Annotated in this window: 15 protein-coding genes and 1 pseudogene; 5 read left to right on the top strand and 11 right to left on the bottom strand. The window is 75.1% G+C overall.

Features of this window, described 5'->3' with window-relative positions; all coding sequences use genetic code 11:
- Window positions 1-6 precede the first annotated feature (6 nt).
- Complete coding sequence (locus ACFT5B_RS08555; RefSeq protein WP_386797571.1) at window positions 7-678, bottom strand: hypothetical protein; 672 nt, start codon at window positions 676-678, stop codon at window positions 7-9.
- A complete protein-coding gene (locus tag ACFT5B_RS08560; protein WP_386797572.1) occupies window positions 675-1,562 on the bottom strand; it encodes an ATP-binding cassette domain-containing protein in 888 nt (295 codons plus the stop codon). Before ACFT5B_RS08560 ends, ACFT5B_RS08555 begins: the two co-directional genes overlap by 4 nt.
- Before the next feature lie 156 nt (window positions 1,563-1,718).
- Between ACFT5B_RS08560 and ACFT5B_RS08565 the strand changes: the two genes are divergently transcribed.
- Window positions 1,719-2,342, top strand: coding sequence for a hypothetical protein (locus ACFT5B_RS08565; RefSeq protein WP_386797573.1), 624 nt, complete (start codon window positions 1,719-1,721; stop codon window positions 2,340-2,342).
- A 485-nt stretch (window positions 2,343-2,827) separates the two neighbouring features.
- Here the strand turns inward: ACFT5B_RS08565 and ACFT5B_RS08570 are convergent, their stop codons facing one another.
- The gene (locus tag ACFT5B_RS08570) at window positions 2,828-3,472 is read right to left on the bottom strand and encodes a TetR/AcrR family transcriptional regulator (RefSeq protein WP_386797574.1); all 645 of its coding nucleotides are present in this window, start codon (window positions 3,470-3,472) and stop codon (window positions 2,828-2,830) included.
- A gap of 67 nt (window positions 3,473-3,539) precedes the next feature.
- Between ACFT5B_RS08570 and ACFT5B_RS08575 the strand changes: the two genes are divergently transcribed.
- Entirely contained in the window at window positions 3,540-5,009 is a 1,470-nt protein-coding gene (locus ACFT5B_RS08575) for an MFS transporter (RefSeq protein ID WP_386797575.1), read from the top strand.
- Here ACFT5B_RS08575 and ACFT5B_RS08580 read toward each other — a convergent pair.
- Entirely contained in the window at window positions 5,003-9,244 is a 4,242-nt protein-coding gene (locus ACFT5B_RS08580) for a molybdopterin-dependent oxidoreductase (RefSeq protein ID WP_386797576.1), read from the bottom strand. The genes ACFT5B_RS08575 and ACFT5B_RS08580 overlap by 7 nt on opposite strands.
- A 184-nt stretch (window positions 9,245-9,428) precedes the next feature.
- Between ACFT5B_RS08580 and ACFT5B_RS08585 the strand changes: the two genes are divergently transcribed.
- The gene (locus ACFT5B_RS08585; protein WP_386797577.1) at window positions 9,429-13,358 is read left to right on the top strand and encodes a fibronectin type III domain-containing protein; all 3,930 of its coding nucleotides are present in this window, start codon (window positions 9,429-9,431) and stop codon (window positions 13,356-13,358) included.
- An 18-nt stretch (window positions 13,359-13,376) separates the two neighbouring features.
- Here ACFT5B_RS08585 and ACFT5B_RS08590 read toward each other — a convergent pair whose 3' ends face one another.
- The gene (locus tag ACFT5B_RS08590; protein WP_386797578.1) at window positions 13,377-13,880 is read right to left on the bottom strand and encodes a DinB family protein; all 504 of its coding nucleotides are present in this window, start codon (window positions 13,878-13,880) and stop codon (window positions 13,377-13,379) included.
- A gap of 117 nt (window positions 13,881-13,997) precedes the next feature.
- Between ACFT5B_RS08590 and ACFT5B_RS08595 the strand changes: the two are divergent.
- Window positions 13,998-14,555: pseudogene (locus ACFT5B_RS08595) on the top strand (DJ-1/PfpI family protein).
- A 21-nt stretch (window positions 14,556-14,576) separates the two neighbouring features.
- Here ACFT5B_RS08595 and ACFT5B_RS08600 read toward each other — a convergent pair.
- From ACFT5B_RS08600 to ACFT5B_RS08615, 4 genes are read right to left on the bottom strand one after another with little or no spacing between them, the layout of a single operon-like run.
- On the bottom strand, window positions 14,577-15,017 hold the full coding sequence (locus tag ACFT5B_RS08600; RefSeq protein ID WP_386797579.1) for a hypothetical protein: 441 nt from the start codon (window positions 15,015-15,017) through the stop codon (window positions 14,577-14,579).
- A gap of 43 nt (window positions 15,018-15,060) precedes the next feature.
- Complete coding sequence (locus ACFT5B_RS08605; protein WP_386797580.1) at window positions 15,061-15,954, bottom strand: aminoglycoside phosphotransferase family protein; 894 nt, start codon at window positions 15,952-15,954, stop codon at window positions 15,061-15,063.
- Entirely contained in the window at window positions 15,951-17,084 is a 1,134-nt protein-coding gene (locus tag ACFT5B_RS08610) for an NAD(P)/FAD-dependent oxidoreductase (RefSeq protein ID WP_386797581.1), read from the bottom strand. The genes ACFT5B_RS08605 and ACFT5B_RS08610 overlap by 4 nt, the downstream gene beginning before the upstream one ends.
- Window positions 17,085-17,113: 29 nt before the next feature.
- Window positions 17,114-17,905: an isocitrate lyase/phosphoenolpyruvate mutase family protein gene (locus tag ACFT5B_RS08615; RefSeq protein WP_386797582.1), complete on the bottom strand. Its 792-nt coding sequence runs from the start codon at window positions 17,903-17,905 to the stop codon at window positions 17,114-17,116.
- Between the two features lie 66 nt (window positions 17,906-17,971).
- Here ACFT5B_RS08615 and ACFT5B_RS08620 point away from each other — a divergent pair, with 66 nt between their 5' ends.
- The gene (locus ACFT5B_RS08620) at window positions 17,972-19,075 is read left to right on the top strand and encodes a threonine aldolase family protein (RefSeq protein ID WP_386797583.1); all 1,104 of its coding nucleotides are present in this window, start codon (window positions 17,972-17,974) and stop codon (window positions 19,073-19,075) included.
- A gap of 13 nt (window positions 19,076-19,088) precedes the next feature.
- On the opposite strand, the gene ACFT5B_RS08625 is transcribed toward ACFT5B_RS08620, so the two are convergent.
- The gene (locus tag ACFT5B_RS08625; protein WP_386797636.1) at window positions 19,089-19,721 is read right to left on the bottom strand and encodes a response regulator; all 633 of its coding nucleotides are present in this window, start codon (window positions 19,719-19,721) and stop codon (window positions 19,089-19,091) included.
- Entirely contained in the window at window positions 19,718-20,953 is a 1,236-nt protein-coding gene (locus ACFT5B_RS08630; RefSeq protein WP_386797584.1) for a histidine kinase, read from the bottom strand. Before ACFT5B_RS08630 ends, ACFT5B_RS08625 begins: the two co-directional genes overlap by 4 nt.
- Window positions 20,954-20,964: the final 11 nt, after the last annotated feature.

Here is a 20,964-nt window from a genome sequence, read left to right on the forward strand (position 1 = left end):
GGCTCGTCAGCCCCGTCGCGCGGCGAGGCCCGCCGTCCACCAGGCGACGGCGACGCCCACCACCGCGACGACGGCGACGGCCAGCGCCATGACAGCAGTGCCGGCCGCGGTCGGGTGGGCCGTCCGGCCGACGGCCACCGACACGGGCGCCCACGGCACGACGACGAGCAGCACCCCGACCAGCAGCACGACGAGCAACGTCACCACGCGGCTCGTCACGAGCGGCCGGGCGAGCGCCGCCCCGACGACGGTCCCGCACACCACCGCGACGACGTGAGCGAGCAGCGCGGTGACGACGAGCGTGCCGGACAGGCCGTGCGCGAGCGACGCGGGGTGCACGGGGTCGCGGGACTCGGCCCACGCCACGAGGAACGAGACGGGTACGACGACGGCGCTCCCTACCGCGGCCGCGAGCTGCGCACCCAGCCGCTCGCGCCGTGCGCCACCGACGGCCGCGGCGAGGACGCCGGACTGCTCGGGCGCCTGGGAGCCGAGCGTCGCGATCACGAGCCACGCGGCGACGAACAGGAGCGCCACGGTGCTGAGGGCCAGGGCGTCGGCGGCGCGGCCCGACGGCGCGTCGAGCAGAGCGATCGCGACGACGAAGGTGAGCCACGGCGCGACCCACACCTGCGCCCGTCCGCAGCGCGCGACGGTGTAGGCGACGAGGGCGCTCATGCGCGACGCTCCTCGCTCTCGGTCTCGGTCTCGGTCTCGGTCTCGGTCTCGGTCTCGGTCCTCGCCTCGTGACGGGCCGTGTCGCCCGGCTCGGGCCGGACCTCGAGGACGGAACCACCCTGGCGCAGGACGTCGAGCAGGGCCGCGTCGCGCTCGGCGCCGGAGAGCGCGAGCGTCCGCTCGGTGCCGTCGGGCTCGCGGACCCGGGCGGTCACGTGGGCGTCCTCGTCCTCGTCCTCGTTGTCGCTGCCGCGACCGGGCGGGGCGCCCGAGGCCGCCGCCCCCGACGTGGCGCGCTCTACTGTCACCGCCCCTCCGCCCACCCGCAGGAGCGTCGCGCGGGGAGCGACGTCGTCGTGCGCTGCCCGGAGGACGGTCGCACCGCGGTCGAGCGCCTCGTCCACGAGGTCGCCGAGCACCGCGGCTGCCGCGTCGTCGAGGCCGTCGCGTGGCTCGTCGAGGACCACGAGGCCGACGGGCGCGAGGAACGCGTGCGCGAGCCCGACCTTGAGCCGGTTGCCCTTGCTCAGCGTGCCGAGGCGCGCGTCCGGGCCGGGACGCAGGTCGAACCGGTGCAGGAGCGCGTCGGCGCGCGCGGCGGACGTGGAGGCGTCGAGCCCGAGGAGCCGGCCCGTGCGGCGCAGGTACGCGTCGGCCCGCATCCCGGCGGGCGGCGAGAAGCGCTCCGGCACGTAGCCGACGTGCCGCGGCCTGCCCTCGACGCGACCGGCGGTCGGCCGGGCGGCGCCTGCCGCGATCCGCAGCAGCGTCGACTTCCCGGAGCCGTTCGGCCCGCGCACCACGACGTAACCGTCGAGCTCGAGGTCGACGCCGACGAGCACGTCCACGTCGTCGTACCGCTGGGTCACCGCGACGAACCGCACGCCGCGACCCTAGCGCTCGCCGGTCCGCGCCCGGGAAGTCACACGTCGAGTGCCGCTCGGTGAACCGCCACGCCCCGCGTCTCGTGTCCCCGGTAGGAGCGCACGACGCCCCCGCCGGACGGGCGGGTGCCGGACGGCGCCCGGCCGGAGGGCGACATGGCACGGCGAACGGCACAGGTCCCGGGGCGGACCGCAGGTCCCACGACGCGGCGCACGGTCGTGCGGTCGGGTGTGGTCGGGGTGGCGATCGCGGGCGCGCTGGCGCTCGCGGCGTGCAGCTCCGGCGGAGGTTCGGGCGGCAGCACGGCGGGAAGCGGGGGCGGCACGACGTCGACCGGCGCGGGGGCGATGGCGGCGGGGAGCGCCGTCGAGGTCGACGCGCACCAGGGTGCGCTCGGCACGTACCTGACGGACAGCAAGGGCAACACGCTCTACCTGTTCGTCAAGGACCCGTCCGGGAAGTCGACGTGCGACGGTTCGTGCGCGTCGGCGTGGCCTCCGCTGACCGCGCAGGGCGCTCCGAAGGCGGGCAGCGGCGTCGACGCGGCGAAGCTCACGACGATCACGCGGGACGACGGGAGCAAGCAGGTCGCCTACGACGGCCACGCGCTGTACTACTTCGTGCAGGACAGGAGCGCGGGCGACACGACGGGCCAGGGTGTCGACGGGTTCGGCGCGCTGTGGTGGGTCGTCGCCCCGTCGGGCTCGGCGGTCACCAGCATCGCCGGGTCGGGCGGCTCGTCGCCGTCGCCGAGCAACGACTCCGGCTACAACTACTGACGGCGGGGCACGCCCTCCGCCGACGGTAACGTCCCGTCCGCCGACGGTGACGTCCCATTCGCCGACGGTGACGCCGCGTTCGCCGACGGTGACGCCGCGTTCGCCGAGGGTGACGTTCAGGAGCTGGTCACGATGATCCGGCCTGGTCGCCTGACCATGTACCCCGCCGAGAGGCCGAAATCTGCTGGCCGGTGCCCCCGCGAGCCAACAGATTTCGGCCTCTCGGCATCCCCTGCCCTTGCCCACCGCGAGGCCGTGGACCCCTCAGCCGGCACGACCTCGCGCTCGGCGCCTCCGTCGCCATCGGCGGACGGGACGTCGCCGTCGGCGAACGCGGCGTCACCGTCGGCGGACCGGGCGTCACCGTCGGCGGACCGGGCGTCACCGTCGGCGGACCGGGCGTCACCGTCGGCGGACCGGGCGTCACTGTCGGCGAACGCAGCGTCACCGTCGGCGAACGCAGCGTCGCCGTCGGCGAGAGGGCGTCAAGCGTCGGTGGTGGGGCCGGCTCCGAACGCCGCGAGGAACGTGTCGACGCCCTCGTTGACGGCCCGGTCGACGACGGCCGGGTCCACGGGCCGCGCGCCGAACCCGCTGTTGACGAGGGGCTCGTCGCTGACGAGGGCCATGAGCTGGCGCGCGGCGCGGCCGGGGTCGCTGAGGCGCAGGTGGCCGGTCGCGCCGAGCTGCGCGAGCTTGCCGGCGAGGAGGTCGAGCGTGCGTTCGCGGTTGCCGTCGCGCACGCGCGAGATGAGCTCGGGGAACCGGGCGCCCTCGACGAGCTGGAGCCGCATGGTCGCGGAGCCGGCGCCGCCCTGGAGGCAGTGGACGAGGCTGCGGGCGAGGGTCTCGAGCTCGGCGCGCAGGTCGTCGGGACTCGTGGAGGTCGCGGCGATGACGTCCGCGACCCTCGCGTTCGCGTCCTGCGACGAAGCCTCGACGACGGCGGCGAACAGCCCGGCCTTGTCGCCGAAGTGGTTGTAGATCGTCGGCTTCGCGACCCCGGCGGCCTCGGCGACCTCGTCGAGGTTGGTGTCGGCGTACCCGCGCTGGGCGAACACGTCGAGCGCCGCGTCGAGGATCGCGCGGTGCTTGTCGACGCGGCGGGTCGTGGGTGCCGCTCCTGCCATGACCCGATCGTACCCGGACTGCATCGAGGGGTTGCGCTTCTTGTACTCGTGAGTTCAAACTGAACGCATGAGTACAACGGAACGTCCTCTCGGGTATTCGACGACGTCGCCCACGGCAGCCCCGGCGTCCGGCGGCAAGCCCGGGGCCGAGCCGCGCCTCGGCCCGCTGCTGGCCCTCCTGGTCGCCGGCGGCCTGCTCGCGCTCCTCAACATGACCGTCACGGGCGTCGCGATCCCCGACGTCGCGGCGGACCTCGACGCTCCCCTCGGCACCGTCCAGTGGGTCGGCACGGCCTACGTGCTCGCGGTCGCCGTGGCGATCCCCGTGAGCGGCTGGGCCTCGATCCGGTTCGGGACGCGCGCCCCCTGGCTCGCGGCGCTCGCCCTCTTCGGGGTCGGGGCGGCGGCCTCGGCGGCGGCGTGGTCGCTGCCCGCGCTCGTGGTGGCGCGAGCGGTCCAGGGGTTCGGCGGCGGGATGCTCGAGCCGCTCATGCTCACGACGGTCGCGACGCTCGCCGGCCCCGCTCGGATGGGCCGCATCATGGGTCTCGTCTCGGGTGCCATCGGGATCGGTCCGCTCCTCGGCCCGCTCCTGGGCGGCGTCGCTGTCGACGCGGTCGGCTGGCGCGGGCTGTTCGTCGCGTTCGTCGTCGCCGCGGCCGCGGTGCTCGTCGTGTCGTGGCGCGCGCTCCCGGCCGGCGTGCCGCTCGACCCGGCCCAGCGGCTCGACCGGATCGGGCTCGGCCTGCTCTCGCTCGGCTCGGTCGCGGTCCTCGTCGGCCTCGCGCAGACCTCCGAGGGTGGCGGGACGTTCGCCGTCGCCGGGCCGATCGTCCTCGGGCTCGCCGTCCTCGCCGTGTTCGCCCGGCACGCGGCGGGCCGGGGGAGCGCCGCCGTCGTCGACGTGACCGTCCTGCGCCACCCGACCGTGCTCTCGGCCACGCTCGTCATGCTCACGCTGGGGCTCGCGATCTACCCCTTGTTCTACGGGCTGCCCCAGTTCTTCCAAGGAGTCCGCGGGTACGGGGTGCTCGCGTCCGGGCTGCTGCTCGCGCCGCAGGGCGCCGGGTCGCTCGTCGGCATGGTCATGGGGGGCCGGCTCAGCGACCGCGTGAGCGCGCGGGTGCTGGTCCCGTCCGGCGCGGCCGCCGTGGTCGCGGGCATGGCCGTCTACCTGATCGCCGGCCCGACGGCGCCGCTCGCGGTCCTCGTCGTCGCGTCCGTCGTGGCGGGGCTCGGGGTCGGGTTCGTGGGTGGCCCGACGGTGTCGTCGCTGTACCGCGTGCTCACGCCGCGCGAGATCCCCAACGCCACGACCACGCTGTTCGTCGCGAACCAGCTCGGCGGCGCCGTCGGGATCGCGGTGCTGACCGGGATCATCACGGCCACGGGCGGCGCGCACGCGGCGGGCTGGACGGCCGCCTCCGGGGGAACGCCGTTCTGGCTGCCCGTCCTCGCGGGGCTCGCGGTCGCCGTCGGCGGGCTGTGGCTGCCGCGCGCGGGCGCGCCGTCGGGCGTGGGGGAGCCGCCTCAGTAGACGTCGCGGACGTACCGCTTCTCCTTGGCCATCGTCCGCAGGTAGCCGCTCGCGGCGTCGTCCGACAGGGACCCCCAGGTCCGGGCGACGTCGCGCAGCGCGGCGTCGACGTCCTTCGCCATCCGGCTCGCGTCCCCGCACACGTACACGTGCGCGCCGTCCTGGAGCCACGACCACACCTGCGACCCGTGCTCGCGCAGGCGGTCCTGGACGTAGACCTTCTGCCGCTGGTCGCGCGAGAACGCGAGCGACAGGTGCGTGAGGTGGCCGTCGGCGCGCATGCCCTCGAGCTCGTCGCGGTAGTAGAAGTCGGTCGCGGCGTGCCGCTCGCCGAAGAACAACCAGTTCCGCCCGTGGTGGCCGAGCGCCCGCCGCTCCTGGAGGAAGCCGCGGAACGGCGCGACGCCGGTCCCGGGGCCCACCATGATGATCGGCACGTCGGAGCCCTTGGGGGGCCGGAAGTGCTTGGTGGGCTGCACGTAGACCGGCACGTCGGCGTCGGCGCTGCGGTCCGCGAGGAACGTCGAGCAGACCCCGTGCCGTGACTGACCCCGGTACTCGTAGCGCACCGCCGAGACCGTGAGCTGCACCTCTGACGGCTGGGCGAGCGGGCTCGACGAGATCGAGTACTGGCGCGGCTGGAGCCGTCTGAGGACGCCCAGCCACGCGGCGGCATCCGCGCGCACCGGGTACGCGGCGAGCACGTCGACCGCGTGCTTGCCCCACAGCCAACGCTCGAGGCTGAGCCGGTTGTCGCGGCGCAGCAGGGTCGCGAGCTCGCGGTCGCCGGCCCGCTCCTGGACGAACCGCAGCAGGTCCGGGGTCACGCCCACGATCTCGAGGTGCGCCGTGCACGCCTCGCGGAGCGTGAGCGCTCCGACGCCGTCGAGCTCGACGACCGTCTCGCCGTCCAGCCCCGTCGCCGCGAGCCACGCGTCCACCGACTCGGCGCTGTTGCGCGGGCGCACGCTCAGGGCATCGCCGGCCCGGTAGTCGAGGCCCTCGGACGCCAGGCCGAACTGCCGCACGTCCTTGCTGGACCCGTGCGCTCCGAGCCGCACGTTCCGGGTCACGCGCGTCGTCAGCGGTGCGTCGCGGTGATACCGCGGCCCCGCCGTGGGCTCGGGTTCCCGCCCGACGACGGCCGCTCGCCCGGGCGCGGACGTCGCCCCCACCCGGGGTGCTGCGGGTGAGGTGGCGAGGTCACCGAGGCGTTCCGTCACGGCCGAGAGCCACGCGTCGGCGGGGGCGTCGTCGTCGGGCTCGCAGCACGCGACCGGCGTCAGCCGGGTCCCGCCGAGGGCGTCGAGGCGTGCGTCGAGACTGCGCCCGAACCCGCAGAACTCGCTGTAGCTCGGGTCGCCGAACGCCAGGACCGCGAACCGGGTCCCGTCGAGCCGAGGGGCGTCGTCGGCCGCGAGCGCCGCCCCGAACGCCTCGCCGTTGTCGGGGGCGTCTCCGTCGCCGAACGTGCTGGTCACCAGCAGGACGGTGGGCTCGGAGGCCAGCGTCGCGACGTCCTGCTCGTCCATGGGGACGAGGCGGACAGCGTGCCCGGCGGCGCCGAGGCGGTCGGCGACGGCGACGGCGTGCTCCTCCGCGTTGCCGGTCTGCGACGCCCAGAGGACGAGCACGGAGGAGCCTGCCGCGTCGGCGACGCTCGGCGCGGTCGAGGCCGTACTCGACGTCGTCTCCGCGGTGTCGGAGAACAGGCCCGCGAGCAGGCCGTCCACCCAGGCGCGGGTCGTCGCGTCGAACGGTGCCGACGGCGGGAGCACGGGCACGCCCGGGTCGGTGCGGCGCTGGCGTGCCCACAGGAGCCCCTGGACGTAGAGGCCCTGCTCGGTGGTGAGGGTCGGGGGTTCGGCGGGCACCCCGAGGCCCGCCAGCACGGCGAGGCCCGCGCCGTCGCTCGGCGCGGGCTCTCCCGCACCGGACTCGCCCGACCTGGGCTCGCCCGGCCGGGGCGCGTCGGGCACCGGCCGGTCGGCGAGCGTCGGGGCCGGCTCGACGGACGACTCCGGCGGCGCGACCCGCGTCAGCGACACCGCCGCGACCTTGAGCTCGGGCTGGAGCGAGAGCGGGTCGACGGCGTCGTTGGTGACGGCGTTGACGGCGAGGTCCACCCCGAAGACGTCGTTCCAGTGGAACGGCGCGAACAGGTTTCCCGGTTGGACGCGGTCGGTCACGACGACCGGGAGCACGGCGCGCCCCCGCAAGGACGCGACCTCCGCCCGGTCACCGTCCGCGAGACCGAGCCGGGCGGCGTCGTCGGGGTGGACCTCGACGAACGGGCCGGGCGCGAGCTTCGTCAGCTTCGCGACCTTGCCCGTCTTCGTCATGGTGTGCCACTGGTGCTGCACCCGGCCGGTGTTGAGGACGAACGGGTGGTCGTCGTCGGGCAGCTCGGCCGGGTCGAGGTGGGGCCGCGCGAAGAAGCGGGCCCTGCCGCTGGGGGTGGCGAACGCGAGGCGCGGGCGGGTGCCGTCGGGGCGCTCGAGGAGGGTCTGGCTGACGCCGTCGTTGAGGTAGCGGACGGGGTGGCGGCCGTCGTCCCGGGCGCTCGCGGTGCCGTCCGCGGCCGGGGGCGGGCTCGGCCACTGGACCGGGCCTGCGGCGAGGCGGTCGTAGGTGACGCCGCGCAGGTCGTAGCCGGTGCGCGGGTTCCAGAACTGCTGGAGCTCGGTGAAGACCTCCTCCGACGACGCGTACGTGAACGCGTCCGCGTATCCCAGCGCGCACGCGACGTCGGCGATGATCCGCCAGTCGGGGGTCGCGTCGCCGACGGGGTCGGCTGCCTGCTGGAGCAGGGTCAGCGTGCGCTCCGAGTTCACCGTCACGTACGTCGACTCGGCCCACAGCGTCCCGGGCAGCAGGACGTCGGCGAACGGGGTGGTCTCGGTCTCGGCGAACACGTCCTGGGCGATGACGAGCTCGGCCCGCTCCAGCGCCCGGACGACCGTGCCCCGGTTCCCGACGGACGCCACCGGGTTGGTCCCGATGATCCAGCAGGCCTTGACCTCGCCGTCGGCCATGCGCTCGAACAGGTCGACCGTCCCCGCGCTCACCTCGGTGCCCACGGTTCCCGGCGCGAGACCCCAGGCCTCCTCGACGAACGCGCGGTCGTCGTCGTCGACCACGCTGCGCTGGCCCGGGAGGCCGGGACCCATGTAGCCCATCTCGCGCCCGCCCATCGCGTTGGGCTGGCCGGTCAGCGAGAACGGGCCGCTGCCCGGCTCGCAGATCGCGCCGGTCGCGAGGTGCAGGTTGACCAGGGCGTTCGTGGACCACGTGCCGTGCGTCGACTGGTTGAGGCCCATCGTCCAGCAGGACGTCCACCGCTCGGCCGTGCCGATCCACTCGGCGGCCGTGCGCAGGTCGTCCGCGGGGATTCCCGTGATCCCGGCGACGACGTCGGGCGGGTAGTCGGCGAGGAAGGAGGGCATCTGCTCCCAGCCCTCGGTGAGCTCGTCGATGAAGTCCTCGTCCGTGCGGCCGTCGGCCACGAGCAGGTGGAGGAGCCCGTTGAGCAGCGCGAGGTCGGTGCCGGGCCGGATTTGGAGGAACAGGTCGGCCTTGTCGGCGGTCGCGGTGCGCCGCGGGTCGACGACGATCAGCTTCGCCCCGGCCTTGACCCGGTCCATCATCCGCAGGAACAGGATCGGGTGGCAGTCCGCCATGTTGGCGCCGATCACGAAGAACACGTCGGCCTGGTCCAGGTCGTCGTACGAGCCGGGCGGCCCGTCCGCGCCCAGCGAGAGCTTGTAGCCCGTGCCGGCGCTCGCCATGCACAGCCGGGAGTTCGACTCGATCCGGTGCGTCCCCAAGAACCCCTTGGCGAGCTTGTTCGCGAGGTACTGCGCCTCGAGCGACATCTGCCCCGACACGTACAGCGCCACGGAGTCCGGGCCGTGCTCGTCGACGACGGCCCGCAGCCGCCGCGCCGTCTCCGTGACGGCCTCGGCCATGGGCACCTCGACGCGCGGCTCGTCGCGGCTCGCCCGGACCTGCGCCCGCTCGAGGCGCCCGGGCGCCGCCAGCATCTCCGCGCTCGTCGCGCCCTTGGTGCACAGCCGGCCCCGGTTGGTCGGGTGGTCCTTGTCGCCCGAGGCCTTCGCGACCCGGCGGCGCCCCGTCTCCGGGTCCGTCTCGATCTGCAGCACCATCCCGCAGCCCACACCGCAGTACGAGCACGACGAACGCACCGTCGTCGGGGCGGGGGAGTCCGGCTGCACCCCTGCATCGTGCGGGTCTCGCGTTGCGCCGACGTGCTCGGCGCGGTGACGGCGGTGTCAACTCCTCCTCACGCGGCGGGAGCTCACGGTGTGAGAGGGACTGGACAGGATCTGACACCGTTGTCTAGCGTCCTCTTCGACGACGCGAGCAACGGTGCTGCCCGTCGGTCCTCGAGGAGGAATGGTGACTCGTACCCGCGGCTTCCGGGCTCTCGCTGCGTCCACGCTGACGGTGGTGCTCGCGCTCACCGTCGGCCCGACCGCCGTGGCAGAGACAGCGGGCGGGGCCACCGTGCCGTCGCCCACGACGGCGGCGGGCTGGCAGCTCTCGACCGACGCCTACGCGCCCGCGGGCGAGGGCGGCTACGTCCCGACCTACGTGGGCAACGGCTACTTCGCCGCGCGCATCCCCGTCGAGGGGACCGGCTTCTCGACGACGCCCGTCACGACCGAGTCCCAGCTCGCCGGGTTCTACGGCCAGGGCCCGGGGACCACGATCCAGCGTGCGAGCCTCCCGGCGTGGTCGACGCTCGGCTTCTCGGACGGCAGCGCGACCTACGGCGTGAGCGAGCAGCAGGCGTGCGCCGAGGGAGCGGTCTGCGAGGCCGAGGACGGGGAGCTCTCGGGCGCCGCGCGCGTCGCCACCGACCACCCCGGGTACACCGGGCGCGGGTTCGTCGCGGGCTTCGCGGCGTCGGGCAACGTGCCCCAGCGCGGCAGCACGGCGTCCGTCCTCGTCGCCACCCCGAGCGCCGGCGCGACGACGCTGACGGTGCGCTACGCGGCGGGCGCCAACACGTCCACCCAGACGCTCACGGCGACGGTCGACGGCGCCGCCACCACCGTCCGGATGCCCGCGACCAAGGACTGGAACACGTGGGCGACGGTCACCGTGCCGATCACGGTCGGTGCGGGCGAGACCGCCGTCGCGCTGGGCTGCGGCACGTCCGACACCTGCGTCGTCAACGTCGACTCGATCACCGTCGGCTCGACGGGCTGCGCCTTCGGGGCGCTGTGCGAGGCCGAGGCCGGCACGCTCGCCGGAGCGGCGAAGATCGCGGCCGACCACAACGGCTTCACCGGGACGGGCTTCGTCGCGGGCTTCGCGTCCGGGGGCGTGCCGAAGCGCGGGTCGGGCACCACCGTCCGCTTCGCCGACGCGCCCGCGGGTGACGCGCTCGTCACGGTCCGCTACGCGGCAGCGACGAACTCGTCGAGCCAGACGCTCACGGCGAGCGTCGACGGCGGGGCCGGCACGAGCTTCACGATGCCCGCGACCGCGAGCTGGGACACGTGGGGGACCGTGACGGTGCCCGTCTCGCTCACGGCGGGAGACCACGCCGTCACCATCTCGTGCGGGACGGCAGACACGTGCCTGGTCAACGTCGACGCGGTGGGGCTCTCGGCCGGGCCGATCGGCGGCTCGGAGAAGTCGCCGGTCAGCGACTACGAGCAGACCCTCGACCTGCACACCGGGCTCCTCACCACCCGACTCACCTGGACGTCCCCGGCGGGTCACCGGACGCGCCTCACGTACGAGGTGTTCGTGAGCCGCGCGGAGACCCACGTCGCGGCCGTCCGCGTGACCGCCCAGCCGCTCGGGTGGAGCGGGCGCGCGTCGTTCGTCGACCTCCTCGACGGCCGCGCGACCGTCCTCCCCGCGAGCCACCGCACGCCCTCGCCGATCGACCTCACCACGATCTCCGGCCAGCAGCGCGACGGCGCCCGGCACCTCATCAGCGAGAAGGCGTCGACCGTCGGGCTCGGCATGACCGCGGGGCTCGCGTCGACGCTCGTCGTCGGGGACGGGACCGGCGACACCGCCGCCGTCGACCGTGTCCCTGCCCGGTCGGTGGCCCAGCAGGGCTCGGTCGACCTCCAGGACAGCCGCACGTACACGGTCACGAAGTACGTGGGCGTCGCGAGCGGCACCGACACCGCGGACGGCTCCGCGCCGCTCGTCGCGGCGACGAACGACCCGGTCGTCGCCGCGGTCGAGGCGTCGTCGGCCGCGGCCGACGCCGGCTGGGACCGCCTGCTCGGCGACCACGAGGACGCGTGGGCCCGGCTCTGGCGGTCCGACATCACGGTCCCCGGCGACGCGGCCCTGACCCTCCAGGCGCGGTCCGCCCTCTTCTACATGCTCGAGAGCGTCCGGGACGGGGTCGACTGGAGCATGAGCCCGGGCGGGCTGTCGTCCGCCGAGTACAACGGGCACGTGTTCTGGGACGCCGAGACGTGGATGTACCCGGCGCTGCTCGCCGCCCACCCGGACCTCGCGTCGGGCATGAACGAGTACCGGCACACCCTGCTCGACGCCGCCACGGCCACCGCGTCGTCGCACGGGCTCCAGGGGGCGCAGTTCCCGTGGGAGAGCGCGCAGACGGGCGCCGACGTCGGGATCCACCCGCGCGAGATCCACATCACCGGCGACGTCGCGCTCGCACAGTGGGACTACTACCAGGCGACCGGCGACCTCACGTGGCTCCGCGAGAAGGGCTGGCCCGTCCTGCAAGGCGCGGCGCGCTACTACGCCTCGCGCGCGGTCTCGACGGGCGACGGACGCTACGAGCTGCGCGGCGTCGAGGGCCCGGACGAGAACCACGACAACGTGAACAACAGCGCGTACGTCAACGTCTCGGGCTTCACGACGCTCCAGATCGCGGAGCGCGCCGCAGCCCTCCTCGGGGTCGACGCCGACCCGGGCTGGGACGCCGTGGCGAAGGGGCTCGCGCAGTCGATCCCGTTCGACCCGGCGACGAACACCCACCTCGAGTACGACGGCTACAGCGGCGCGACCGTGAACCAGGCCGACGTCGTCATGCTGCAGTACCCGTGGAACTACCCGATGCCGAAGGAGGTCGCGCAGGCCGACCTCGACTACTACACGCCGCGGACCGCGGCGAGCGGGCCGGCCATGACCGACGCCATCAACATGATCGATACCGCCGCCCTGTCGACGCCCGGCTGCTCCGCCTACACGTACTTCCGGCGCAGCCTCGACCCGTACGCCGTCGGGCCGTTCGACCAGTACTCCGAGCACCTCAAGGCCACCGGCGTCATCGACTTCACGACCGGCCTCGGCGGGTTCCTGCAGGAGCTCTACTACGGGTTCACCGGACTGCGCTGGGACACCGACGCCGTGGTGCTCGACCCGATGCTGCCGCCGCAGCTCCCCGGCCTCGACCTCACGGGCCTGAGCTGGCACGGGCGGACGTTCGACGTCAGCGTCGCGCGTGACACGACGACGGTGACGCTCACGTCCGGGGAGGCCATGCCGGTCAGCGCGGGCGGGCGGACCCGGACCGTCCGGCCGGGCTCGTCGATCACGCTCGCCACCCGCACCCCCGACACCACCCCGACGACGGACCTCGCGCGCTGCGCCACCGTCGACGCCACCTCGGCCGACCCCAGCTACCCGGCCGTGGCCGCCGTCGACGGGTCGGCCGCGACCCAGTGGAAGGCGACGTCGGCGGGCGCGACCCTCACCGCCGACCTCGGCCGCGTCCAGCCCGTCCGCGACGTGACGGTCGTGGCCGGCGGCTCCTCGACGACGCCGTACACCGTCCGGGTCTCCTCGGACGGGAAGGAGTGGACGACGCTCGGCTCCGTCGCGGCGTCGGCGGGCGCGCAGAGCAGGCTCGACGTGAGCACGCTCGACCCGGCGGTCACCGCGCCGATCGCCGGCGCGCTCCCGGGGTCGGTCGACGCCCGGTACGTGCAGTACCAGGCGGCGTCCGGCGTGACGGCGGCGGTGCAGCGGCTGTCCGTCACGAACGGCCTGCCGGGCGCGCCGACCGCCGTGACGGTGAGCGACGTCGGCTCGCGGCACGCGACCGTCTCCTGGACCGCCCCCGACGACGCGGGCGACGCCCCGATCACCACCTTCGCCGTGACAGCCGTGAAGAAGAACGGGAAGCCCGAGCAGACCGTCACGGTGGCCGGCACGTCCGCCACGTTCACCGGTCTCAAGCAGGGCGTCGCGTACACGTTCACGGTCCGCGCGGTGAACGCGGTCGGGACCGGGCCGTCGTCCGAGCCCTCGGTGTCGGTCCGGTGGGCGCCCGGTACCGGCGCCGTCTTCGGGAGCGAGGGCGACGCCGCGGACGACTGAACCGCGGGCCCGCCGGCCTCAGACCTCGAGGTACAGCTTGCCGTCGAGCAGCTCGCGCACGGCGTCGAGGTGCCCGGCGTGCGTGGCGGTCTCGACGAGGACGTGGACCAGGACGGTGCGCAGGTCCGGGAAGGTCTGCCCCGCCTCCGCCCACCAGTCCTCGTGCCGGGCGGGCGGCGAGTCGAGCGACAGGCCGGCGATGATCGCGTCCGAACGGTCGACGGCGTCGCGGTAGGCCGCGACGACCGAGGCCGCGGGCTCGTCGTCGTCGACGCGCCAGTCGCCGCCGTCGCCCTCGGGCCAGAAGTCCAGGGGCTCGCCGGCCATGACGACCCCGAACCAGTACCGCTCGTCGGACAGCGTGAGGTGGCGCAGGAGGCCGAGGCACGACCACCCGGATGGCAGGACCGGCCGGCGCAGCTGCTCGTCGCTGAGGCCCTCGACCTGGTCGAGGACGTGGCGACGCTGCCCCGCCAGCCGGCCCTGCAGGAGGTCACGTTCGTCCGACGTCTCCTTGTGCATGGGGAGAAGGATGTCAGGACGCCGCGGCCCCGCGGCGCAGGCACGGCCCGGGTCGCCGGGCGCGGCCGGGCGCGGCACCCTGGACTCGTCGGTCCCCCCAGCACAGCGAGGTGCGTCATGGCCAAGATCCTCATCCTCACCGGCGACGCGGCGGAGACGCTCGAGGTGATGTACCCGTACGCGCGGCTCCAGGAGGCCGGGTACGAGGTCGTCGTCGCGGCGCCCGAGAAGAAGACGCTGCAGTTCGTCGTGCACGACTTCGTCGACACCTTCGACACGTAGACCGAGAAGCTCGGGCACACGTGGCCCGCGGACGTCGCGTTCCGCGACGTGAACCCGGACGACTACGTGGCCGTCGTCGTGCCGGGCGGGCGGGCGCCCGAGTACATCCGCAACGACGCGGACGCCAAGCGTCTCGTCAAGGCGTTCTTCGACCGGGACGCCCCGGTCGCCGCGCTGTGCCACGGGCCGTTGCTGCTCGCTGCGGCCGGCGTCCTGCAGGGCCGGACGACGTCCGCGTACCCGCAGCTCGCGGTCGACGTCGAGACGGCGGGCGGCACGTTCCAGGACGGGGCGGACGTCGTCGACGGCAACCTCGTGTCCGGGCGCGCCTGGCCCGACAACGGCCCGTGGATGAAGGCGTTCCTCGAGGTCCTCGACAAGGCCGGCCTGTGACCTGACCGCCGACGGCGCCGGTTAGGGATGGGCGTCGTCGGGGCAGGCGGCGTAGCCGTCCTCGGGGTCGACCAGCGAGCCGTCGTCGCAGATCAGCAGGTAAGCACCCTCGGTCCTCCGGGTCGCGTCGTCGTGGGCGATCCAGGTCTCGGCCCGGGCGAGCCCCAGGGCGTCCCGCTCCGCGGCGCACGGGTCGGCGCCGTCGGCGCTGCCGCTCTCGTGCCGGCTACGACACGTGTCGAGCGCGCGGCGCGCGTCGGCCAGGTGGCCCTCCGCGGCCGCGCTCTCCTCGGTGAGGTCCTCCGGTCCGACGGTGACGTGCATCGCCGGCCACGACACGTGCCACGTCGTGGTGGCGGGAGTCGGCTGCGCCGGCGTGCCGTGCAGGGCGATGGTGCAGCCGGCGAGCATGCTCCCGGCGGCGAGGACGGCGACGGCGCCGACGACCTGGGAGGCTCTCACGCAGGGGAGAGTAGTCGAGCAGGGGCGCTGGTCCGGGAAGCTGTCACGCGCAGAAGAGGTCCAGCAGCCGACGGCACCGGGACGGGTCGATCGTGAGCCCGCGTTCGAGGCCCCAGACGAGGTAGGACATCGCGCGCAGCACGACCCAGCTCGCCGCCCGGTCGGCGGGGACCTCGGCTGCGTCGACGACGGTGCGGAACGCGCGGCTGACCTCGTCGTCGGAGGGGAGCTCGTCGAGGCGTGACCACAGGACCCGGCCGAGGTCGTACTCCCGGTCCCCGCGGAGCAGCACCGGGTCGACGACGAGCCACGGCGCCCGCTCGCCCGCGAGCACCTGGCCGAAGTGCAGGTCGCCGTTCACGGCCCGGTCTCCCGCGGATGCCCCGGCGCGCTCCGCCGCGCCCGCGAGCACGTGGTCGAGCTGCCACCGCGGCGTCGGCTGCCCGACGGCGCGCCAATCGTCCTCGAGCGAGTCCCGCAGACCGGCGGCCACCGCGGAGGTGGAGGGGACGTCGTCGGGCACGGGGACGGCGAGGGTCCGCATGAGCGCGCCGAGCACCGGGAGCGCGACGGCGAGGGGCTCGCCCTCGAGCGTGCGGCTCCCGTCGAGGCGCTCGAGGAGCGTGGCCCGGGCCTCGAGGTCGGCGTCGACGAGCCGCACGGTGCCGCGCCCGGCCCACAGCCCCAGCGCACGGACCTCCTGCGCGACGTCGTCGCCCGGGGGAGCGAGGCGGAGCGCGAGCGGCTCTCCGCCCCGGCGGACCGGCACGACGAGCGCGTTCGACCCGTGCCACGGCTCGCCGTCGACGACGAGGCCCCACGTCTCGCAGCGCGCGTCCACGAGCGCGGGAAGGGCGTCGAGCCAGGTGCGGCCGGCGTCGTCGTGCCACCAGCGCGGCATCGCCCGGAACGACTCCGGGACCGTCAAGACGCTCATCGCGCCTCGGCGAAGCGGGACGGCGCGAAGGCCGCGAGCGCGTGGCGGGACCGGTTCTGTGCGTCGTCGGCCCCGGTTCCCAGCACGTCGTCCGCGACGCGCTCCCCGACGTACGGGCCGAGGGTGAGCCCCGACGCGCCGTACCCCGTGACGACGGTGACGTCGTCCGCGACCCGCCCGACGATCGGGACGCCGTCCGGGCTCGTGGGACGGAAGCCCACGCGGGTCTCGAGCAGCGTGGCGTCGGCCAGCCCGGGTGCGACGGTCAGCGCCTCGCCCAGTACCTCGAGCTGCCCGGCGGCCGTGACCCGGTAGTCGGTCCCGGCGTCGCGCTCGCGGGTCGCGCCGACGACGACACGCGAGTCGTCGAACGCGAGCAGGTAGTGGGACGAGCCGACCGCTGTCGCCGTCGGCCAGCGCGACGTGTCGGTGCCGGGCAGCCCGAGGTGGCTGATCTGCCCGCGCTGCGGCGTGACGGGCACGGTCAGGCCGCGCGGCGCGAGCGCGTCGGGCGTCCACGTCCCGGCCGCGACGACGACGTGGTCCGCCTCCAGCCGCTCGCCCGACGCGAGGACCACGGCGGTGCCGTCGGGGGAGAGGCGGGCGTCGTCGTCGTGGGTGACCGCGCCGTGCGCACGGGCCGCCGCGAGGAGCGCGAGCCGCAGGCGGCGCCCGTCGACGCGCGCGGCCCGGGTCACGTGCACCGCGGCGAGCTTGGGGGCGGCGACCGGGAACAGCTCGCGGGTCTGGGCGGGGTCGAGGCGCGAGACGGTCCCGACCTGTGCGCCGTCGAACGCGCGGAGCCGGGCCTCGACGTCGGCCAGGGAGGCGTCGTCGTCCGAGAGCCACAGCCCGCCGACGACGCGGTACCCGACCTCGTCGGCGACGTCGCGGCCCAGCGCGTCACCGAGGCAGCGCATCGCCTCCGGGTAGTGCCGGACGGCGGCCGCGTACGCCTCGACGAACCCCGGCTCCGTGATGCCCAGCGACGCCCGGACGATGCCCGCCCCGGCGAGGGTCGCGGCGCCGTCGTGCAGCCGGTCGACGACGACCACCTCCGCCCCGCGGCGGGCGAGGGACCAGGCCACGGACGCGCCGGCCACGCCGGCACCGATCACGAGCACGCGCATGCGCTCGACGGTAGCGCGGCGCTCGCCGGCTACCGCCCGAGCGTCCCGTCCTCGAACGCCTCCAGCCGCGCTTGGGCCTCCGCGTACGGCGTGGCAGCGACCGGGGGCGCGCCGTCCCGCAGCCGGGTGGCGGCCGCGACACCCGCGTCGATCGCCGCGCGGTAGGGGAGCGAGCCGGTGCTGACGCGCCGCACGCCGAGGGCGCCGAGGTCGTCGACGGTCAGCCCGGGGACGGGCAGGAGGTTGACGGGGACGTCGAGCGCGGCGGCGACCGCGGGGATCGCGTCGGGGTCGGCGAGGCCGGGCACGAACACGCCGTCGGCGCCTGCCTCGACGTACCGCCGGGCGCGGGCGAGGGTCGCGTCGACCGTGTCGGACTGGTGGAACCAGTAGGTGTCGACGCGCGCGTTGACGAACACGTCGGGGGTCGCGGCGCGGATCGCGGCGATCTTCGCGGCCGGGACCTCCGGGTCGACGAGCGCGCCGCCCGCGCTGTCCTCGAGGTTGACGCCGGCCACGTCGAGCCGGGCGACGAAGGCCGCGACGTCGTCAGGGTCGGCGGAGTACCCGTCCTCGACGTCGACCGACAGCGGCACGGGCAGCCCGCGCAGCCGCGCGACCAGGGCGACCGTCGCGTCGCGGCTCGCGCCGCGCCCGTCCGGATGCCCGGCGGCCGCGCCGACCCCGAAGCTCGTCGTCCCGACGGCCGGGAACCCCGCCGCGACGAACGCGAGCGCGGAGCCGACGTCCCAGGCGTTGGGCAGCAGCAGGGGACCGGGACCCTCGTGGAGCCGGCGGAACGTCGTCGACGCGTCGCTCATGGGTCCATGGTCGCGCCGGGCGCCCACGCAGCGCGCGTGAGGGTGCGCGCGAGCGCCCGCGTGAGAATGGGGAGCGTGACTCTCCCGTTCGACCGCACGCCCGACCCCGCCCCGCTGCCCGACGTGTCCTTCGCGTCCGACAACTACGCCGGCGCCCACCCCGAGGTGCTGGAGGCGATGGCCGCTGCGAACCGCGGCCACACCGTCTCGTACGGCGCCGACCCGTGGACGGCGCAGCTCCAGGACGTCGTCCGCGGGCACTTCGGCGACCAGGCCGTCGCGTACCCGGTGTTCAACGGGACGGGCGCGAACGTCGTGTCGCTCGCGTCGATGCTGCCGCGGTGGGGTGCCGTCGTGACCCCGACGACGGCGCACGTCGTGACCGACGAGAACGCCGCGCCCGAGCGGGTCGCGGGCATCAAGCTGCTCACCGTCCCGACGCCGGACGGCCGTCTCACGCCCGAGCTGCTCGACCGCGAGGCGTGGGGCTGGGGCGACCCGCACCGCGCCCAGCCGCTCGTCGTGTCGGTGTCGCAGGCGACCGAGCTCGGGACGGTGTACTCGGTCGAGGAGCTGCGGGCGCTGACGGACCACGCGCACGGCCTCGGGATGCGCGTCCACCTCGACGGCGCGCGCCTCGCCAACGCTGCCGCCCACCTGGGCGTGGGGCTGGGCGAGCTGACGAGCGCGGTCGGGGTGGACGTGGTGTCGCTCGGCGGGACGAAGAACGGGATCGTCCTCGGTGAGGCCGTCGTGGTGCTGGACCCGTCGGCCGTGGACGGTGTGGAGTACGTCCGCAAGCTCACCATGCAGCTCGGGTCGAAGCTGCGGTTCGTGTCGGCGCAGCTCGTCGCGCTGTACGGGTCGGAGCTGTGGAGGCGGTCCGCCGAGCACGCGAACGCGATGGCCACGCGGTTGCGCGCGGCGCTCGAGGCGGGCGGGGCCGACCCGGCCCGGCTCGTCGTGACCCGCGACACCGACTCGAACGCCGTCTTCGCGGCCCTCCCGCAGGCCGCCGCCCAGCGACTGCGCGAGCGCTGGCGCTTCTACGACTGGGACGACCACCGCGACGACGGCCTCGTCGAGGTGCGGTGGATGTGCGCCTGGGACACGACCCCCGAGGCCGTGGACGCGTTCGTCGCGGACGTGCTGGCCGCCGTCGGGCGCTGAGAGCTGGCGGGCGTCAGCCGTCGAGCCAGGCGAGGACGGCGCGGACGCGGCGGTTGTCGTCGGGTGCGGGCGGCAGGTCGAGCTTGGTGAAGATGCTGCCGATGTGCTTGCCGACCGCCTTCTCGGACAGGAAGAGCCGCGCCGCGATCGCCGCGTTGGAGCGTCCGCCCGCCATGAGGGCCAGGACGTCGCGCTCGCGGTCGGTGAGCCGGTCGACGGGCCGGCCGGCGATGAGCACCGAGACGACCTCCGGGTCGAGGACGGTGCCGCCGGCGGCGACCTGGCGGACGGCGGCGAGGAAGGCGTCGACGTCGATGACGCGGTCCTTGAGGAGGTACCCGACGGCGCCGCGCCCGTCCGCGAGCAGCTCGCGGGCGTAGAGCGGCTCGACGTGCTGCGACAGGACGAGCACGGGCAGGGACGGTCGCTCGGCGCGGATCGCGATCGCGGCCTGCAGCCCTTCGGTCGTGAAGGTGGGCGGGAGCCGGACGTCGATGATCGCGAGCCCGACGTCGGCGCGGGCGAGCGCGGCGGGCAGGGACGCGGCGTCCGCCACGGACGCGGCGACCACCATGCCCCCGGCCTCGAGGATCCGCCCGAGCCCGACGCGGAGCAGGGCCTGGTCCTCGGCGACGACGACCCTCAGGGCGTCCGGCACGGCACCTCCAGCGTCACCGTGGTGGGCCCGCCGAGCGGGCTGTCGAGCCGGAGGCTTCCGTCGAACGCACCGAGCCGGCGCCGGATCCCGGTCAGGCCCGACCCTCCGGCGTCGGCGCCGCCCCGACCGTCGTCGGTCACCTCGAGCACGAGGCGCGCCCCGTCGTGGCGCCCGGTCACCCGGGCGTGCGTGGCGTGCGCGTGCTTGACGACGTTGGCGAGGAGCTCGGCGACCGCGAAGTAGGTCGCGGACTCGACGGGCGCGGGCAGCCGGGGGACGTCGAGCGCGACGGCGACGGGGATCGGCACCGAGAGGGCGAGCGTCTCGACGCCGCCCGCGAGGCCGCGGTCGGCGACGACGGGCGGGTGGATGCTGCGGACCAGCGACCGGAGGTCCTCGAGCGCGTCGACCGTGGTGGTCTGCACCTCGCGGAGCAGCTCGGCGGCGGCGTCGGGGTCGGTGCGGAGCAGCTTCTCGGCCAGCCCGGCGCTCATCCCGGCGGCGGCGATCCTGGCCTGCGCGCCGTCGTGCAGGTCTCGCTCGATCCGGCGGATCTCGGCGGCGTTGAGGTCGAGCGAGTCGGCGCGCGACACCTCGACCTGGTCGACGCGCCGCGCGAGGCGGCCGACGCGGTCCTGGTCGAGGATGCCGCGCTCCGCGGCAAGACGGGCCCGGAAGAGCGCGGGCGTCGCGAGCCACCAGGCGACGAGCGCGACGGGCAGGCCCACGGCGAGGGCGAGCCAGAGCCACGTCTCGCGCCCGAGCGCCAGGGCGAGGACGACGTGCACGAGGGGCGCGGCGAGCAGCGCGACCGGCAGGACCGACAGGACGAACCCGCCCGTCGCGGAGAACCAGCAGAACGCCTGGTCGCGCCACCGGGCGCCGTCGTGGGCCCAGACCGTGAGACGGGCGAGCGGGCCGGCCCCGGTGGTGTCGGCGTACCCGGCTCCGACCGGCTCACCCAGGAGTGCGGAGTCGACGCGCCGGTGGGCGGCGGTGAGCCGGGCGGTCGCGGGCACGAGGAGCCCGAGCAGCGGGACGCCGACCGTCACGAGGACGAGCGGGACGGCCACGGCCGTGAGGACGGCGAGCAGCAGCGCGGGGACCATCGCGAGCGCGTACCCGCCCGAGAGCGCGGTGAGGCGGAGCCGCTCGACGACGCCGGCACGGCCGAGGCGTGGTGGCGCCGCGGGCAGCGGCGCCACCGAGGTCACGGGCATGGACCGCATCC

Source organism: Luteimicrobium sp. NPDC057192, from assembly GCF_042670205.1.
Taxonomy (GTDB): Bacteria; Actinomycetota; Actinomycetes; order Actinomycetales; family Cellulomonadaceae; genus Luteimicrobium.

Excerpts from the sequence above, each read along its gene's own strand:
- ACFT5B_RS08555 (WP_386797571.1), bottom strand. The coding sequence starts at position 678 with ATGAGCGCCCTCGTCGCCTACACCGTCGCGCGCTGCGGACGGGCGCAG.
- ACFT5B_RS08565 (WP_386797573.1), top strand. The coding sequence starts at position 1,719 with ATGGCACGGCGAACGGCACAGGTCCCGGGGCGGACCGCAGGTCCCACG.
- ACFT5B_RS08570 (WP_386797574.1), bottom strand. The coding sequence starts at position 3,472 with ATGGCAGGAGCGGCACCCACGACCCGCCGCGTCGACAAGCACCGCGCG.
- ACFT5B_RS08575 (WP_386797575.1), top strand. The coding sequence starts at position 3,540 with ATGAGTACAACGGAACGTCCTCTCGGGTATTCGACGACGTCGCCCACG.
- ACFT5B_RS08590 (WP_386797578.1), bottom strand. The coding sequence starts at position 13,880 with ATGCACAAGGAGACGTCGGACGAACGTGACCTCCTGCAGGGCCGGCTG.
- ACFT5B_RS08605 (WP_386797580.1), bottom strand. The coding sequence starts at position 15,954 with ATGAGCGTCTTGACGGTCCCGGAGTCGTTCCGGGCGATGCCGCGCTGG.
- ACFT5B_RS08610 (WP_386797581.1), bottom strand. The coding sequence starts at position 17,084 with ATGCGCGTGCTCGTGATCGGTGCCGGCGTGGCCGGCGCGTCCGTGGCC.
- ACFT5B_RS08615 (WP_386797582.1), bottom strand. The coding sequence starts at position 17,905 with ATGAGCGACGCGTCGACGACGTTCCGCCGGCTCCACGAGGGTCCCGGT.
- ACFT5B_RS08620 (WP_386797583.1), top strand. The coding sequence starts at position 17,972 with ATGGGGAGCGTGACTCTCCCGTTCGACCGCACGCCCGACCCCGCCCCG.
- ACFT5B_RS08630 (WP_386797584.1), bottom strand. The coding sequence starts at position 20,953 with ATGCCCGTGACCTCGGTGGCGCCGCTGCCCGCGGCGCCACCACGCCTC.